Annotated in this window: 14 protein-coding genes; 9 read left to right on the forward strand and 5 right to left on the reverse strand. The window is 58.5% G+C overall.

The genetic code is table 11. The features are described 5' to 3' along the window. Positions 1-4: 4 nt before the first annotated feature. Positions 5-766 (reverse strand): hypothetical protein, encoded by a 762-nt coding sequence (locus tag AC2FNR_RS01245; RefSeq protein ID WP_496847692.1) that lies wholly within the window; start codon positions 764-766, stop codon positions 5-7. 141 nt (positions 767-907) lie between these two features. Between AC2FNR_RS01245 and AC2FNR_RS01250 the strand changes: the two genes are divergently transcribed. The 5 genes from AC2FNR_RS01250 (at position 908) to msrA (ending at position 5,543) form a co-directional block, all read left to right on the forward strand. Further along, positions 908-2,131: an argininosuccinate synthase gene (locus tag AC2FNR_RS01250; RefSeq protein ID WP_496847693.1), complete on the forward strand. Its 1,224-nt coding sequence runs from the start codon at positions 908-910 to the stop codon at positions 2,129-2,131. A 141-nt stretch (positions 2,132-2,272) separates the two neighbouring features. Beyond that, positions 2,273-3,340, forward strand: a complete 1,068-nt coding sequence (locus AC2FNR_RS01255) for a YjgN family protein (protein WP_496847694.1) — start codon at positions 2,273-2,275, stop codon at positions 3,338-3,340. A gap of 3 nt (positions 3,341-3,343) precedes the next feature. Continuing rightward, positions 3,344-4,387 carry a M48 family metallopeptidase gene (locus tag AC2FNR_RS01260; protein WP_496847695.1) on the forward strand — a complete coding sequence of 348 codons (1,044 nt, stop codon included), beginning with the start codon at positions 3,344-3,346 and terminating at the stop codon, positions 4,385-4,387. Positions 4,388-4,501: 114 nt separating this feature from the next. Next, on the forward strand, positions 4,502-4,783 hold the full coding sequence (locus AC2FNR_RS01265) for an SCP2 sterol-binding domain-containing protein (protein WP_170355627.1): 282 nt from the start codon (positions 4,502-4,504) through the stop codon (positions 4,781-4,783). Positions 4,784-4,871: 88 nt separating this feature from the next. Beyond that, positions 4,872-5,543 carry a peptide-methionine (S)-S-oxide reductase MsrA gene (msrA, locus tag AC2FNR_RS01270; RefSeq protein WP_170755505.1) on the forward strand — a complete coding sequence of 224 codons (672 nt, stop codon included), beginning with the start codon at positions 4,872-4,874 and terminating at the stop codon, positions 5,541-5,543. Here the strand turns inward: msrA and AC2FNR_RS01275 are convergent. Then, positions 5,540-6,409: a ribokinase gene (locus AC2FNR_RS01275; protein ID WP_496847696.1), complete on the reverse strand. Its 870-nt coding sequence runs from the start codon at positions 6,407-6,409 to the stop codon at positions 5,540-5,542. The two genes, msrA and AC2FNR_RS01275, sit on opposite strands and share 4 nt — an antisense overlap. Then, positions 6,406-8,670: an NADP-dependent malic enzyme gene (locus AC2FNR_RS01280; protein ID WP_496847697.1), complete on the reverse strand. Its 2,265-nt coding sequence runs from the start codon at positions 8,668-8,670 to the stop codon at positions 6,406-6,408. Before AC2FNR_RS01280 ends, AC2FNR_RS01275 begins: the two co-directional genes overlap by 4 nt. Before the next feature lie 161 nt (positions 8,671-8,831). Here AC2FNR_RS01280 and mutS point away from each other — a divergent pair, with 161 nt between their 5' ends. Next, positions 8,832-11,447 (forward strand): DNA mismatch repair protein MutS, encoded by a 2,616-nt coding sequence (mutS, locus tag AC2FNR_RS01285; protein WP_496847727.1) that lies wholly within the window; start codon positions 8,832-8,834, stop codon positions 11,445-11,447. 28 nt (positions 11,448-11,475) lie between these two features. On the opposite strand, the gene AC2FNR_RS01290 is transcribed toward mutS, so the two are convergent. After that, the gene (locus AC2FNR_RS01290) at positions 11,476-12,039 is read right to left on the reverse strand and encodes a nucleotide exchange factor GrpE (protein WP_170355624.1); all 564 of its coding nucleotides are present in this window, start codon (positions 12,037-12,039) and stop codon (positions 11,476-11,478) included. 10 nt (positions 12,040-12,049) lie between these two features. Further along, positions 12,050-13,114 carry a heat-inducible transcriptional repressor HrcA gene (gene hrcA / locus AC2FNR_RS01295; protein WP_170755507.1) on the reverse strand — a complete coding sequence of 355 codons (1,065 nt, stop codon included), beginning with the start codon at positions 13,112-13,114 and terminating at the stop codon, positions 12,050-12,052. Positions 13,115-13,226: 112 nt separating this feature from the next. Here hrcA and rph point away from each other — a divergent pair, with 112 nt between their 5' ends. The 3 genes from rph to hemW are packed head-to-tail and all read left to right on the forward strand — an operon-like array spanning position 13,227 to position 15,695. Beyond that, positions 13,227-13,940: a ribonuclease PH gene (rph, locus tag AC2FNR_RS01300; RefSeq protein ID WP_496847698.1), complete on the forward strand. Its 714-nt coding sequence runs from the start codon at positions 13,227-13,229 to the stop codon at positions 13,938-13,940. Further along, positions 13,937-14,551 carry an RdgB/HAM1 family non-canonical purine NTP pyrophosphatase gene (gene rdgB / locus AC2FNR_RS01305; protein WP_496847699.1) on the forward strand — a complete coding sequence of 205 codons (615 nt, stop codon included), beginning with the start codon at positions 13,937-13,939 and terminating at the stop codon, positions 14,549-14,551. The genes rph and rdgB overlap by 4 nt, the downstream gene beginning before the upstream one ends. Beyond that, positions 14,541-15,695, forward strand: a complete 1,155-nt coding sequence (gene hemW / locus AC2FNR_RS01310) for a radical SAM family heme chaperone HemW (protein WP_496847700.1) — start codon at positions 14,541-14,543, stop codon at positions 15,693-15,695. Before rdgB ends, hemW begins: the two co-directional genes overlap by 11 nt.

Raw genomic sequence — 15,695 nt, forward strand, 5'->3', positions numbered from 1 at the left:
GGCGTCAATCGAGTTCGCGTTTTTCGATGAAGACGCCATACATGGTAGTAAGAATACTGACGTTGATCAGCGGCAATACCAGCATTGAGAATAGCAGCGTTAGCAGAATCCCCAAGATCGGAATAATGGCCAGCAGCGTAAAGACCATCTGTACCAAAAATTGGAACAGGGCGTTCACGACCAAAAGCACAATAATCGCTCCGCCTGCACTTGAGGTACTGCCCCATGCGTTCGAAAGGCTTAACGGCTCACCAAGCGCTGCGGCTGGCAGGATAACGGACAGGCGGTAAAAAGCGACTATCAGAAAGATGGCGTATACGACCATTACAGCGGCTGAAAACGCGCCACCGCCGGTTGCCAACAGAAGGACACTCATCGGCAGAAACGCGACCCCCATCAGAAGTCCAAGCAAAAGAATGCGCCCAAGGTAGGCGAGGATTCTATCGAACCGGAATGCCGGGAATATCCCGCTGGGATATTCGGTCAGCAGGATAAAACGGTGCCAGGACACGGCGATCCAGAACATCGTCAGCACAAAGATGATTGCAACACAGACCACCAAAATCGCAAACGAACCATTGGCTGCGGTCGAAGGAAACGCCCCGGTACTGGCGTCCAACAGGTCCCACGGGATGTCGATTAGAAAAAACAGGGCAATCGTCAGCGCCGTTGCAATCAATGACGGACCCAGCGTTATCTGAAGCGCTTGCTTAAAATTTCCAAAAACCATCCGCACCGAGTGCACAAAAATCTTCCAACCCAACATCCGAAAACTGCCCTTTCAACCATTTCGTGTTTTATATGCGAATGTTTCACCCGAAATCAGGCAGCCCGTCAACGCAGATAACTTGCCCCCGCTTTCAAAACCCGCTAGGGGCCAGTCGTTCTACGCATAAAGGGAAGTCAGATGTCCGCGCCCAAGAAAGTTGTTCTGGCCTATTCCGGTGGCCTTGATACCTCGATCATTCTGAAATGGTTGCAGACCGAGTATGGCTGTGAGGTCGTGACCTTCACCGCCGATCTGGGTCAGGGAGAGGAACTTGAACCCGCCCGCCAAAAGGCCGAGCTGCTGGGGATCAAGCCCGAGAACATCTATATCGAAGACATCCGTGAAGAGTTCGTTCGCGACTTCGTCTTCCCCATGTTCCGCGCCAATGCGCAATACGAAGGGCTGTATCTACTGGGCACGTCGATTGCGCGGCCTCTGATCTCGAAGCGCCTGGTTGAGATTGCGGCAGCGACCGGGGCCGATGCCGTGGCGCATGGCGCGACCGGCAAAGGCAACGATCAGGTGCGGTTCGAACTGGCCGCCTATGCGCTGAACCCCGATATCAAGGTCATTGCGCCCTGGCGCGAATGGGATCTGACCAGCCGTACCCGTCTGATCGAATGGGCCGAAGCGCATCAGATTCCGATCGCCAAGGACAAACGCGGCGAGGCTCCGTTCTCGGTCGATGCGAACCTGCTGCACACCTCGTCCGAGGGCAAGGTTCTGGAAGACCCCGCCGACATGGCGCCGGACTATGTGTACCAGCGCACCGTCCACCCCGAGGATGCGCCTGATCAGCCCGAATTCATCGAAATTGGCTTTGAAAAAGGCGACGCGGTCAGCATCAATGGCGAGGCGATGAGCCCCGCAACCATCCTGACCAAGCTGAACGAATATGGCGGCAAGCACGGCATTGGCCGTCTGGACCTGGTCGAAGGCCGCTTCGTTGGTATGAAGTCGCGCGGTATCTACGAAACTCCCGGCGGCACCATCCTGCTGGAGGCCCACCGTGGCATTGAGTCCATCACCATGGACCGCGGCGCGATGCACCTGAAGGACCAGCTGATGCCGCAATATGCCGAGCTGATCTATAACGGCTTCTGGTACTCGCCCGAGCGTGAGATGCTGCAAGCGGCCATCGACAAATCGCAAGAACATGTCACCGGCACCGTCCGCGTGAAACTGTACAAGGGTCTGGCCTCGACCGTTGGCCGCTGGTCGGATCACTCGCTGTATTCCGAAGCGCATGTGACGTTTGAGGAAGATGCCGGTGCCTATGATCAGACAGACGCGGCGGGCTTTATCCAGCTGAACGCGCTGCGATTGAAACTGCTGGCCGCACGCGACAAGCGCCTGAAATAGCGGCAACGCTGCACCAAAAGGTTGAATAGGGCTTCGCGGTCGCAACTCTGCCGTACAATCGCCTTTTTGAATGTTCAGACAAAGCGGGTCGGTTCCCTTGTGGGATCGGCCCTTTATTCTATCCATTCTTTTGAGGCTGAAATGCAGGCAAATCACCCACAAGGCACCCCAAACGAATTCGAGTTCCGAGGCTCGGCCAGCGAGTATTTCGGGATCTGGATCGTCAACTTGCTGTTGTCGCTTATCACGTTCGGAATTTACAGCGCGTGGGCAAAGGTTCGGACCAAGAAATACTTTTATCAAAACACCTATGTGGCAGAACGCAGCTTTGACTATCACGCAACCGGCCTTCAGATTCTGTTCGGACGGATTATCGTCGTTGCGGGTATTGTGATTTACTCCGTTCTCGGTGCAATCCCGATTGTGAACCTTGTGATGATATTGGGGCTGATCTTCGTGATCCCATATCTGCTGGTCCGCTCACTGCGGTTTCAGGCACGTGTCTCCAGCTGGTCGAATGTTCGGTTCGACTTTCAAGGCACATGGGGATCGGCCGCGGCCAATTACTTCCTGTACCCGATCATCGCCGCGCTGACGCTTTATACGACATGGCCATTTGTCACGCGATCCGTCCAGAGGTTTCACGTGAACGGTCACAAATTTGGTGCAACTGCGATGTCCTTCGACAGCCCGATCGGGCCGTTTTACAAGGCCGCACTGGCGGCGATGGCTTGGGGTTTGGGAACCATCGTCGTTGCGATTGCAGTGGTTGGTGTAAACATGAATTTCGTAGAAGCTCTGGCCTCGATCAACGAAAACCCCGAGGACGTCGCCGCCGCGATCGACGTTTTCCTGATCTTGTTGCTTCTTTTTGCGGTCTTTGTTCCGGCATCGATCATCTATCGCGCCATGGTGCGCAATACGGTTTACAACTACGCCATTCTGGGCGACGGTCACAGGTTCCATTCGGATGTGAACGCGCTGCGCTTGCTGTGGATTTCTGTTTCAAATGCGATCGTCATTTCTGTGACCCTTGGTCTGATGTTGCCATGGGCGCATGTTCGCCGGGCGCGGTATCTGGCCGATCACACCACCTTTATCCCCTCGGGTTCGCTGGACGAATTCGTCGGAGGTGTCACGGCCAATGTCAGTGCCATTGGCGATGCCTATGGTGACATCGAAGGCTTTGACATCGGTATCGCGGTCTGACCGTTGCAAGATCTGCCCGATAATATCAGCGCGCCCGTTGAAGGGCGCGCCTATCCACCACTCAGCTCACGCGAAATCCATGCGCGTCTGGCTGTTGGATCCAATACCGTCTGGTTGATCGACGGAGACGGGCAGATACAAACACGCTGCGCCCCGAATGAGCTGGATATCGAGCCCCGCGTCGGGTCGACCGAACGCAGGGTGAATTTTCCAGATGGCACGCTGTTTCTGACCACCAGGCATGCCGCGCTGGAACACTTGATTTCCGATAGCAGTGGATCCTGGCTGCACCATACCGAACGCTTTCACCCTCGGCTTATTCTGGTCTCGATCGCCTGTCTGTTTGCCGCCTGGGGTATATGGAAATATGGCCTGACCGTGCTGGTCGCACTGGCCGTCTGGATGACGCCACCGCCGCTTGTATCGGCCATCGATGCCAGCACCTTGCAAGCAATAGACAAAGTGCTGGCGAAACCCAGCGCCCTGAGTCCGGACCAACAGGAACAGGTTCAGAACAGTTTCGACCGTCTTTTGACCAACATGGGACCCGAGGCGCAAGACTTTGCCTACAATCTGCAATTCAGGCGCCTGCCTGGAATTGGCCCAAACGCGTTTGCCTTGCCCAACGGAACCATCGTCGTCAGCGATGAGCTGGTAAAGCTGATCTCGGTGGACGCGATGGCAGGTGTGCTGGGTCATGAAATCGGGCATGTCGCTGAACAGCACGGTTTGACCCAGTTGTATCGGTCGCTTGGGACATTTGTCCTGATCGGAATGATGGCCGGGGATGCTGGCCCCATCCTTGAAGAGGTTCTGCTAGAGGGCAATCTGATCCTGTCCCTGTCCTACTCGCGCCAGCATGAATTGTCTGCTGACCGATACGGAGTCGATCTGGCCGCCCGTTCAGGCTTTGACCCAAATGGGTTGTCCGAGTTTTTCGATATTCTCGAGACCGAGTTCGGAGATCACGGTACCGATTGGTTCAGCACCCATCCGGGGTTCCAGGAACGGCAGGAAAACCTCAGAGAGTTGAACCACCGCCACTAGCTGTTGTGCCTAGGGTCAGAGCCTTCTTCACCGTTACGTAAGTTGTCCTTTGGTCAAGCTTGCGGATAAACCCATTGGCTCTTTACGGTCTCGCGAACAGGGAAAGAGGATATCATGTTGCAAGAGATCGCGGACGGAATTCAAAAGAACCTCGCAGGCAAGAGCTTTGAGGGCTCTCTCAAATTCGATTGCGGTTCCGATGGCGTGATTGTTCTGGCCGACAATCAGGCCACGACACAGGATCAGGATACGGACTGCACCATCAAAATCTCGCAAAGCAACCTGACCAAACTGCTAACGGGCAAATTGAACCCCATGACGGGTGTTGCTCTGGGTAAGCTCAAGATTTCGGGAAACATGGGCGTTGCGATGAAGCTGGGACAATTGCTGGGATAAACTCGTCTCACCAGCGCGTGACAAACGATGTCAGGCGATTGCACGGATCAAAAAGAGAAGGCAAGTTTCTATCAGAAGGAGACCTGCCATGACACGCATCGCTTATCTCGACTACGTCAAACCGACGCTTCTTTTTGCTTTGATTACGATCGCGGCCTTGCTGCGTGCCGCCCCCGCGCCCGCAGCAGGAACCGAGACCCTGACCGTTGCCGGAGGGTGTTTCTGGTGCGTCGAATCCGATTTCGAATCCGTCCCCGGTGTGATCGAAGCGGTTTCGGGCTTTACCGGCGGCAAAGCTGCCAACCCAACATATGATCAGGTGTCCAAGGGCGGCACCGGCCACTACGAGGCCGTCCAGATTACGTTCGACCCGGCTCGCGTTTCCCGTGAAACCCTGCTGAACATGTTCTTCCGATCGGTCGACCCCACGGATGCTGGCGGTCAGTTCTGTGATCGTGGAAACAGCTATCGCACGGCGATTTTCGTCTCCGGCGCCGGCGAAAAGGCCGTGGCTGAGGCTGCAAAGGCCGACGCCCAGCGCGCTTTGGGACAGACTGTTGTAACCCCCATCCTGCAAGAAAGCGCATTCTATCCGGCGGAGGAATACCATCAGGATTACTACAAAGGCGACAAGCTGGTCTTCACCCGCTTCGGACCCAAGCGCCAGAAGAATGCCTATAAGGCTTATCGCAACGCCTGTGGCCGAGACGCCCGCGTAAAACAGCTTTGGGGTGGCGACGCACCTTTTGCCGGGTCTTAATCGAACCGCGCTTCCCTGACTTCTTTGAGGTCGGGGATCACATCTGCCGTACCGTGCCGCGTGACCATCAGGGCCGCGGCACGATTTGCTTGTGAAATCGCCTGCGCCATCGGCATTCCGCGATCCATCCCCGCCAGAACATAGCCGGTAAAGGTGTCGCCTGCTCCGGTCGTATCCACGGCCTGCACCTTATGGGCCGGGAAGTCCAAGGCTTCTCCGCGATGATAATACCGCGCGCCTTCGGCCCCCAGTGTGACAATCACATGCTCAATCTGGAGGTCCGTAACAGGTTGACCGGTGGCCTTGTGCAACTGCTCGGCCTCGACCGCGTTGAGGATCAGGAAATCCAGATATGGCAGCACGGCCTGAACGGACTCTGCCTGAAACGGAGCAGCAGCATAACAGACCGTCAGACCCATTTCACGGCCCATCTTCGCCGCCTCAACCTGCAGATTGGTTTCGTTCTGCATCACCAACAGATCGCCTTGTGACGCAGATGACAGCGCTTGCCCCAGTTGATCCTGTGAAATCGCATGGTTCGAGCCCTGAAACAGGATGATATTGTTCTCACCCTGCGCATCGACAGCAATGATTGCGTGGCCCGTTGGCACATCGACCTGAGCTATGTAGCGCGTATCAACACCATACTCGGTCAGTCGATCCCGCGCCCAGCGCCCATTAACACCAACGGCTCCGATATGCGCAATCCGTGCGCCAGCTCGGGCCGCGGCCACGGACGTATTCGCACCCTTGCCACCCAAAAACCGGTCCAGACGGCTGGCCGAGAGCGTTTCCCCCGGCCCGGGCAGATGCGGCACGTCATAGATCATATCCGCATTGATCGAGCCGAGGTTCCAGATCGTCATGGTTCACCCGAAATGTCGCACGAGGCCAGAATGGCCATGTTCAGGATGTCATTCGCGGTCGAGACGGTTGAGCAGATCTGGATCGGCTTGTCGACACCCGACAGGATCGGGCCAATCACGGTCGCGCCGCCCATCTCTTGCATCAGCTTGGTCGAGATCGAAGCCGAGTGCCGCGCAGGCACAATCAGGATATTGGCCGGACCCGTCAGACGCTGGAACGGATAAGCCGCTTGCTGATCCACGTTCAACGCCACATCGACGGTCATCTCGCCCTCATACTCGAAATCCACGCCGCGCTGGTCAAGAACGGCCGGGGCGCGATGCATCTTTTCAGCACGTTCCGACACCGGATACCCGAAGGTCGAGAAGCTGACAAAGGCCACGCGTGGTTCAAGCCCCATATGGCGTGCAACAGCAGCCGAGCGTTCGGCGATATTGGCCAGATCATTCTCATCCGGCCACTCATGCACCAAAGTATCGCCGATCAGCACGATCCGCCCTTTATACAAAAGCGCTGTTACCCCCGCCGCGCCATGCGCGGCGTCAGCATCGAACACATGGTTGATGCGGTCCAGTACATGCGCTGACTTACGCGTGGCGCCAGTCACCAGACCATCAGCATGGCCGTGGGCCAGCATCAGCGAGGAAAACACGTGGCGGTCACGCGCCGCCAGACGGTAGACATCTTTGTTGTCGAAACCTTTACGCTGCAGGCGTTTATACAGAAAATCGGTATAGGTATCGAGGTGCATGGTATTGGCGGCATTCACCACCTCAAGCTCGCGCACAGCATCGCCCAACCCAGCCTCTTCCAGCTTTTGTTTGACGTCATCCTGGCGACCCACAACCAGCGCCTTGCCAAAGCCCGAGCGCTGATAAGTCACCGCAGCGCGCAACACGCGGGGGTCATCGCCCTCGGCAAAAATCATCCGGCTTTGCGCCTGACGCGCCCGTGCGTTCAGACCGCGCAGAATGCTGGCCGTCGGATCCATGCGGGATTTCAGGCTGAGCTCATAGGCGTCCATGTCGATGATCGGACGCCGCGCGGCCCCGGTATCCATGCCGGCCTTGGCAACGGCGGGCGGAATGCGATGGATCAGGCGCGGATCGAACGGCGTAGGGATAATATAGTCACGCCCGAAGGTCAGCGACTTGCCATAAGCCATCGCAACCTCATCCGGCACATCCTCGCGCGCAAGATTGGCCAGCGCGTGGGCACAGGCAATCTTCATCTCATCATTGATGGCGCGGGCGTGGATATCCAGCGCGCCGCGAAACAGGTAGGGAAAGCCCAGAACGTTGTTCACCTGGTTGGGATAATCGCTGCGGCCCGTGGCGACGATGGCATCCACGCGGACCTCATGCGCCTCTTCCGGCGTGATCTCAGGGTCAGGGTTCGCCATGGCAAAAATGACCGGATTATCGGCCATGCTGGCGACCATATCCTGAGTAACCGCCCCTTTGACCGACACGCCCAGGAACACGTCGGCACCGTTCATCGCCTCGTCCAGCGTGCGCAGGTCAGTGGTGATCGCGTGGGCCGATTTCCACTGGTTCATCCCCTCGGTCCGGCCCTGATAGATCACGCCCTTGGTGTCGCAGACGATGCAGTTTTCGTGCCGCGCACCCATGGATTTGAGCAGTTCGATACAAGCGATGCCTGCCGCGCCCGCACCGTTCAGCACGATCTTAACGTCTTCGATCTTCTTGCCTGAAATATGCAGAGCATTCAGCAGGCCCGCCGCGCAGATCACTGCCGTGCCGTGTTGATCGTCGTGGAAGACGGGGATGTCCATCTCTTCCTTCAGGCGCTGTTCGATGATGAAACACTCGGGCGCCTTGATGTCCTCAAGGTTGATGCCGCCGAAAGTAGGCCCCATCAGGCGCACAGCGCGACAGAATTCATCCGGGTCTTCGGTGTCCAGCTCAATATCGATCGAGTTCACATCGGCGAACCGTTTGAACAGGACGGATTTGCCCTCCATCACCGGTTTCGACCCCAGAGCGCCCAGATTGCCAAGACCCAGAACCGCCGTCCCGTTCGAGATCACAGCCACCAGATTGCCCTTGTTTGTATAGTCATAGGCCGTCTCGGGCGCTTCGGCGATGGCTTCACATGGAACAGCGACGCCGGGGCTGTAGGCCAGCGACAGATCGCGCTGCGTGGTCATGGGAACGGTGGCTTGCACCTCCCACTTGCCGGGGGTGGGGTCCAGGTGAAAGGCCAGCGCCTCTTCTTTTGTAATCTTCGTTTTAGGCATCTTATCGGTCGTTTCCATGACTTCGGGGCTTATGCGTCATAACGCAGGCGGGGCTGCGCCTCAACGACAATACGTTTTCACCTTTCGTCACGGTTAGGGGATTTGTAAGGTCGCGCCCGGAAGACGCCAAAAGGGGGCCGCTTTTGTCCACAGTCACGCCGATGATGGCGCAATATCTTGAGATCAAAGAGGCCCATTCAGACGCCCTGCTGTTCTACCGCATGGGCGATTTCTACGAGATGTTCTTTCAGGACGCCGTCAATGCCGCCGAGGCACTGGACATCGCCCTGACCAAACGCGGCAAGCATAATGGTGAGGACATCCCTATGTGCGGCGTGCCGGTTCATGCCGCCGAGGGCTATCTGCTGACGCTGATCCGCAAAGGCTTTCGCGTGGCCGTGTGCGAGCAGATGGAAAGCCCGGCTGAAGCTAAGAAAAGAGGCTCTAAATCGGTGGTTCGGCGCGATGTTGTGCGTCTGGTCACCCCGGGCACACTGACCGAGGACGCCCTGCTGGAAGCCCGCCGTCACAACTTTCTGGCCGCCTATGCAGAGGTTCGGGATGAGGCCGCGTTGGCCTGGGCCGATATCTCGACCGGCGCGTTTCACGTGATGCCTTTGACATCTGTGCGGCTCAGCCCCGAACTGGCGCGGCTGGCCCCGTCCGAGTTAATCGTGGGCGACGGGATGGAACAGGCGCTGAACGAGACGGTGCGAGATCTGGGCATTTCGCTCACGCCCATCGGACGCGCCAGTTTCGACAGCACGGCGGCGGAAAAACGCATCTGCGGGTTGTTTCACGTGGGCGCTTTGGATGCGTTCGGGTCCTTTGGCCGAGCCGAAGTGTCGGCCATGGGCGCGTTGATCGACTATCTGGAGATCACGCAAAAGGGCAAACTGCCCCTGCTGCAAACGCCGCTGAAGGAATCCGAGGACCGCGTGGTCCAGATCGACGCCGCCACGCGCCGCAATCTGGAACTGACCCGGTCTTTGTCAGGCGGCCGCGCCGGATCACTGCTGTCGGTGGTTGACCGCACCGTGACGCCGGGCGGCGCACGTCTGCTGGAACAGCGCCTGTCCAGTCCGTCTCGTAATCTGGACGTGATCCATGCCCGGCTTGATGCGGTGAGTTTCGCCGCTGAGGACAGCCTGATCGCCTCGGACCTGCGCGAGGCACTGCGCAAAACCCCCGATCTGGACCGCGCCCTGTCGCGCCTGTCGCTGGACCGTGGCGGGCCGCGCGATCTGGCTGCCATCCGCAACGGCCTGACCCAGGCCGCCGCGATTGCCGAAATCTGCGAGGCGCAGGATCTGCCCGTTCTGCTCTCGACCGCGTTGCAGAACCTCGTGGGGTTCGACGATCTGCTGAACCTTCTAGACGAGGCTTTGGTCGCAGAGCCGCCCCTTCTGGCCCGCGACGGCGGTTTCATCGCCCCCGGTTGCGACCCCGAACTCGACGAGGCCCGCACTCTGCGCGACGAAGGCCGGTCCGTCATCGCCGGGTTCCAGCAGAAATACGCAGAGCACACCGGCATCACCTCGCTGAAAATCAAGCACAACAACGTGCTGGGCTATTTCATCGAAACCACGGCTACGCACGCCGAGAAAATGCTGAATCCGCCGTTCAGTGAAACCTATATCCATCGCCAAACCACCGCCAATCAGGTGCGGTTCACAACGGTGGAACTGTCCGAGATCGAAACCCACATCCTGAACGCCGGAAATCTGGCGCTTGAGATCGAAAAACGGCTCTACCAAAGGCTTTCTGGCGATATTCTGGCCATTGCCGCCCGCCTCAACCAAGCGGCCCGCGGGCTGGCCGAGCTGGACCTGACCACCGCGCTAGCCGATCTGGCGCGGGGTGAAAACTGGTGCCGTCCACAGGTCGACAGCTCGCGCGCATTCAACGTGCAAGGTGGTCGTCATCCGGTCGTCGAACACGCGCTGCGCCAGCAATCGGGTGATGCTTTCATCGCCAATGACTGCGATCTGAGCGCCGATCAGGGGGCCGCGATCTGGCTGCTGACGGGCCCCAACATGGCCGGTAAATCGACCTTCCTGCGCCAGAACGCCTTGATCGCCCTACTGGCGCAAATGGGCAGCTATGTCCCGGCCGAACGGGCCCATGTCGGCGTGGTCAGCCAGCTATTCAGCCGGGTCGGAGCCTCTGACGATCTAGCCCGTGGGCGTTCAACCTTCATGGTCGAGATGGTCGAAACCGCCGCCATCCTCAATCAGGCCGATGACCACGCGCTGGTTATTCTGGATGAAATCGGGCGTGGCACCGCCACCTATGATGGCCTCTCCATCGCCTGGGCCACGCTGGAACATCTGCACGCCGCCAACCAATGTCGCGCGCTGTTTGCCACCCATTACCACGAACTGACCGCGCTGGCCGGGAAGCTCGAAGGCGTCGACAATGCCACCGTCGCCGTAAAGGAATGGGAAGGCGAGGTCATCTTCCTGCACGAGGTTCACAAAGGCGCCGCCGACCGATCCTACGGGGTACAGGTCGCGCAGCTGGCCGGGCTGCCCGCATCCGTGGTCGACCGTGCCCGCGTTGTTCTGGACCAGCTGGAAAAAACCGAACGCGAAGGCGGCAAGCAAAAGGCGTTGATCGACGACCTGCCTCTGTTCTCAGCCGCGCCGCCACCTCCGCCGCCCGCGCCCAAAGCATCGCCCGTCACGGATATGCTGGACGACATCCTGCCGGACGAGTTGACCCCGCGCGAGGCGCTGGACCTTATCTACAAACTGAAAGAGGCGGCCAAATCCTGACCGCCCGTTTCCAAGTCTATGTGATCGCTTAGCTCGCAGGTGTCGACGACACCCCAACCTGCGCCGGGCGCAGCAGGCGGTCATGCAGCATGAACCCTTCGGCTGAGACCTGAATGATGTCGCCCGCGCGCGTTCCCGGCACCGGAGCTTCGAACATCGCCTCATGCACATTCGGATCAAATCGATCACCAACCTCGGGGGTGATCACCTCGATCCCGTGTTTCTGGAACACGTTCGTCAGCGCACGCATGGTCAGCTCAACACCTTCGATCAGACCGGCAGCAACCTCTTTCTGCTCATCGGTCGCGGCCTCAAGCGCGCGTTTCATGTTGTCGTAAACCGGCAGCATGTCACGGGCCAGTTTGGACCCACCATATTGTTCCGCATCGCGACGCGCCTTGTCGCCCCGCTTGCGCGCGTTTTCGGCATCGGCCAGCGCGCGCATGAACCGGTCTTTGTACTCGTCACGCTCGGCGCGCAGTTCGTCCAGTTCCAATGCCTCGTCACTGAACTCTGCGATTTCTTCCGCCAGCTCTTCGGCCTCGGCGGCTGCTATATCGTCCAGAAAATCTTCGTTCTTGGGCTCTGCCATCTCTTACCCTCTAGCTCCGGTCGGAAATCAGCTTGCCGACCAGTTGCGCCGTATAATCCACGATCGGCACGATCCGTCCATAGTTCAGTCGCGTAGGTCCAATAACCCCGACCGCACCGATTATCTTTCGATCAGCGTTCATATATGGAGACACCACCAAAGAGGAACCCGAAAGTGAGAAAAGTTTGTTCTCAGAGCCGATAAAAATGCGCACACCCTCGCCATCTTCAGTCAATTCAAGAAATTCGGCGATGTCACGCTTACGCTCCAGATCGTCAAACAGGGTGCGAATGCGATCCAATTCCTCTTCCTGCGCCGGATCATGCAGCAGATTCGCCCGCCCGCGCACAATCAAACGGGCTGAGTCGCTGCCATCATTGTCCCAGGCCGCGATTCCACTTTCGACCATGTCGCGCGCCAGCACATCAATTTCCTGTTTACGCGCGTCGATCTGAGACAACATCTGCTTGCGTACTTCGCTGATCGTGCGCCCCTCGATCAACGCATTAAGGAAATTCGCCGCCTCACGCATGGAACTGGGCGTCTGCCCCGGAGGCGGGGTGAACAGACGGTTTTCCACGTGCCCGTCCGAAAACACCAGCACCACCAAAGCCCGGTCATGGCCCAGCGAGACGAACTCGATATGCTTGATCTCGGCCTCATGCTTGGGCGTCAGCACCAGTGATGCGCCTTGTGTCACGTGTGACAGGGCCGATCCCACCCGGTCCAGCATTCCGCCTACATCACCTGCGTTAGAGCCTAATGTCTCGTCCAGCTTCTGCCGGTCATCAGCGCCCAAATCGCCGACCTCAAGCAGCCCATCGACAAACATCCGCAGCCCCTGCTGCGTTGGAATCCGCCCCGCAGACACATGAGGGCTGTCCAACAGGCCCAGAAACTCCAGATCCTGCATCACATTGCGCACCGTCGCGGCGCTGACCTTTTCCGACAGGGTGCGGGTCAGGGTGCGGCTGCCCACCGGCTCGCCACTTTCCAAATAGCTTTCGACGATCAACCGAAACACCTCGCGCGAGCGGTCGTTCATCTCATTCAGAATTTTACTTGCTTCGCTCATCGGCGGCCCCCTGCTGGATCGTCATTAAATCGCAGGTAAATGAAAGGTCAATCGGGGTTGCATCGTAACGCCACGGGGCGGTATCCCAAAGCCAGCAAACAAAGGAAATTCCATGCGACCCTCAGGACGTAATCTAGACGAAATGCGCGCTGTTTCCATCGAGACAGGTTTCACCAAACATGCCGAAGGGTCTTGCCTGATCAAGATGGGCGACACCCATGTGCTGTGTACCGCCACAATCGAGGATCGCGTGCCGCCTTTCATCAAAGGCTCGGGCCTGGGTTGGGTAACGGCGGAATACGGGATGCTGCCCCGCGCAACCAACACGCGGATGCGGCGCGAGGCGGCCTCGGGCAAGCAAGGGGGCCGCACCGTGGAAATCCAACGCCTGATCGGCCGCGCCCTGCGCGCCGGTGTCGACCGGGTTGCCTTGGGGGAACGTCAAATCACTGTCGACTGCGACGTCATTCAGGCCGATGGCGGCACCCGCTGTGCCTCGATCACTGGCGGCTGGGTCGCCCTGCGTCTGGCGGTGAACAAGCTGATGATGGCGGGTGACGTGATTTCCGATCCGCTGGTCGATCCCGTCGCTGCGGTGTCTTGTGGCATCTATGCCGGTCAGCCGGTGCTGGATCTGGACTACCCCGAGGACAGCGAGGCCGGCGTGGACGGCAACTTCATCATGACCGGTTCGGGCAAGCTGATCGAAGTGCAGATGAGCGCCGAAGGCTCGGTCTTTAGCCGCGCGCAGATGGACCAGCTGATGGATCTGGCCGAGAAAGGCGTCGGCGAACTGGCAGCCGCACAGAAAGCCGCCACCGCATGACCCGCAAGTTCGACAGCGACAGGCTGCTGGTCGCCACGCACAACAGAGGCAAGCTTGAGGAGATGGCGCATCTTCTTGAGCCCTTTGGCGTGACCGTGATCGGCGCGGGCGAGATGAATCTGCCCGAACCGGAAGAGACCGAGGATACCTTTGTCGGCAATGCCCGGATCAAGGCGCATGCCGCCGCCAAGGCAACCGGCCTGCCTGCCCTGTCGGACGATTCCGGGATCACCATCGACGCGCTGAACGGCGCACCCGGCGTCTACACTGCCGATTGGGCCGAAACCGGCAATGGCCGGGATTTCCTGATGGCGATGACCCGCGCTCATAATGAGTTGGAAGCCAAAAACGCCCCCCACCCGCGTACTGCGCAGTTCCGCAGCACGCTGGTGCTGGCCTGGCCCGACGGTCATGACGAAGTGTTCGAGGGCATCGCCCCCGGCCATCTGGTCTGGCCCATTCGTGGCGAAGGCGGTTTTGGCTATGACCCGATGTTTGTCCCCGACGGCTATGACATTACCTTTGCCGAGATGGATCGCTGGGAAAAGAACAAGATCAGCCATCGCGGCCACGCGGTGGAGATGTTCGTGAAGGGCTGCTTTGGCGGATGATTGGCGCAACGGGGGCTTTGGCCTGTATGTGCATTGGCCCTTTTGCGAGGCCAAATGCCCATATTGTGATTTCAACAGCCACGTTTCCCGTAATATTGATCAAAAACAATGGCTTGAGGCGTATCTGACCGAGTTGCGTCGCTCGGCCACAGAAACGTCCAATCGCGTCCTGAACACGATCTTCTTCGGTGGCGGCACCCCATCTCTGATGGACCCCGACACAGTCGCTGCTGTGATTGATGAGGCCCGCGCCCTGTGGCGCCCCGCCAATGACATGGAAATCACGCTTGAGGCCAATCCCGGCTCGGTCGAGGCTGGGCGCTTCGCTGCCTATCGTGATGCCGGCGTGAACCGGATCTCAATGGGGGTACAAGCGCTGAACGATGAAGATCTGCGTCGTCTGGGCCGTATCCACACAGTGGCCGAAGCACGCGCCGCCTTTGATATCGCACGGAATTGCTTTGAGCGTGTCAGTTTCGATCTGATCTATGCCCGCCAGCATCAAACGTTGGACGATTGGCGCGCGGAACTAACCGAAGCTCTGTCGATGGCCGCTGATCATCTGTCACTGTACCAACTGACGATCGAGGAAGGCACCGCCTTTGGCGACCGTTACGCGGTGGGCAAACTGCGCGGCCTGCCCGAGGATGACCACGCCGCTGACATGTACCTCGCCACGCAAGAGATTTGTGAGGCCCACGGCCTGCCCGCCTATGAGGTTTCGAACCACGCCCGACCGGGGTCAGAGTCGCAACACAATCTGATTTACTGGCGTTATGGCGATTATGTCGGCATCGGCCCCGGAGCACACGGACGAGTAACCGCAAACGGAACAAAATGGGCCACCGAAACATACCTATCGCCGAATGCGTGGCTGAAAGCCGCATCTGCGGGATCAGGTGAGAAGGAGCGAGCTGCCTTAACTCTGCAAGATCAGGCAATTGAATACCTTATGATGGCGATTAGGATTGACGAAGGACTAGATATTGATCGATTTGGTGCTCTGTCCAAGCAACCTCTGCCACAAGAGAGACTGCAACATCTCTGCGAACTTGGGATGATCGAACTGCATGATAACCGGCTTCGCGCAACCAAAGATGGACGCGCAGTTCTAAACGCCGTCACTCGAGAATTGTTGGGGTAA

This window comes from Ruegeria sp. SATB045 (assembly GCF_059613525.1).

What these genes read in the sequence shown, in the direction of transcription:
- AC2FNR_RS01255 (WP_496847694.1), top strand. Translation starts at nt 2,273, where the DNA reads ATGCAGGCAAATCACCCACAAGGCACCCCAAACGAATTCGAGTTCCGA.
- AC2FNR_RS01275 (WP_496847696.1), bottom strand. Translation starts at nt 6,409, where the DNA reads ATGACGATCTGGAACCTCGGCTCGATCAATGCGGATATGATCTATGAC.
- AC2FNR_RS01280 (WP_496847697.1), bottom strand. Translation starts at nt 8,670, where the DNA reads ATGCCTAAAACGAAGATTACAAAAGAAGAGGCGCTGGCCTTTCACCTG.
- hrcA (WP_170755507.1), bottom strand. Translation starts at nt 13,114, where the DNA reads ATGAGCGAAGCAAGTAAAATTCTGAATGAGATGAACGACCGCTCGCGC.
- AC2FNR_RS01245 (WP_496847692.1), bottom strand. Translation starts at nt 766, where the DNA reads ATGTTGGGTTGGAAGATTTTTGTGCACTCGGTGCGGATGGTTTTTGGA.
- AC2FNR_RS01290 (WP_170355624.1), bottom strand. Translation starts at nt 12,039, where the DNA reads ATGGCAGAGCCCAAGAACGAAGATTTTCTGGACGATATAGCAGCCGCC.
- msrA (WP_170755505.1), top strand. Translation starts at nt 4,872, where the DNA reads ATGACACGCATCGCTTATCTCGACTACGTCAAACCGACGCTTCTTTTT.
- AC2FNR_RS01250 (WP_496847693.1), top strand. Translation starts at nt 908, where the DNA reads ATGTCCGCGCCCAAGAAAGTTGTTCTGGCCTATTCCGGTGGCCTTGAT.
- mutS (WP_496847727.1), top strand. Translation starts at nt 8,832, where the DNA reads ATGATGGCGCAATATCTTGAGATCAAAGAGGCCCATTCAGACGCCCTG.
- rph (WP_496847698.1), top strand. Translation starts at nt 13,227, where the DNA reads ATGCGACCCTCAGGACGTAATCTAGACGAAATGCGCGCTGTTTCCATC.
- AC2FNR_RS01265 (WP_170355627.1), top strand. Translation starts at nt 4,502, where the DNA reads ATGTTGCAAGAGATCGCGGACGGAATTCAAAAGAACCTCGCAGGCAAG.
- rdgB (WP_496847699.1), top strand. Translation starts at nt 13,937, where the DNA reads ATGACCCGCAAGTTCGACAGCGACAGGCTGCTGGTCGCCACGCACAAC.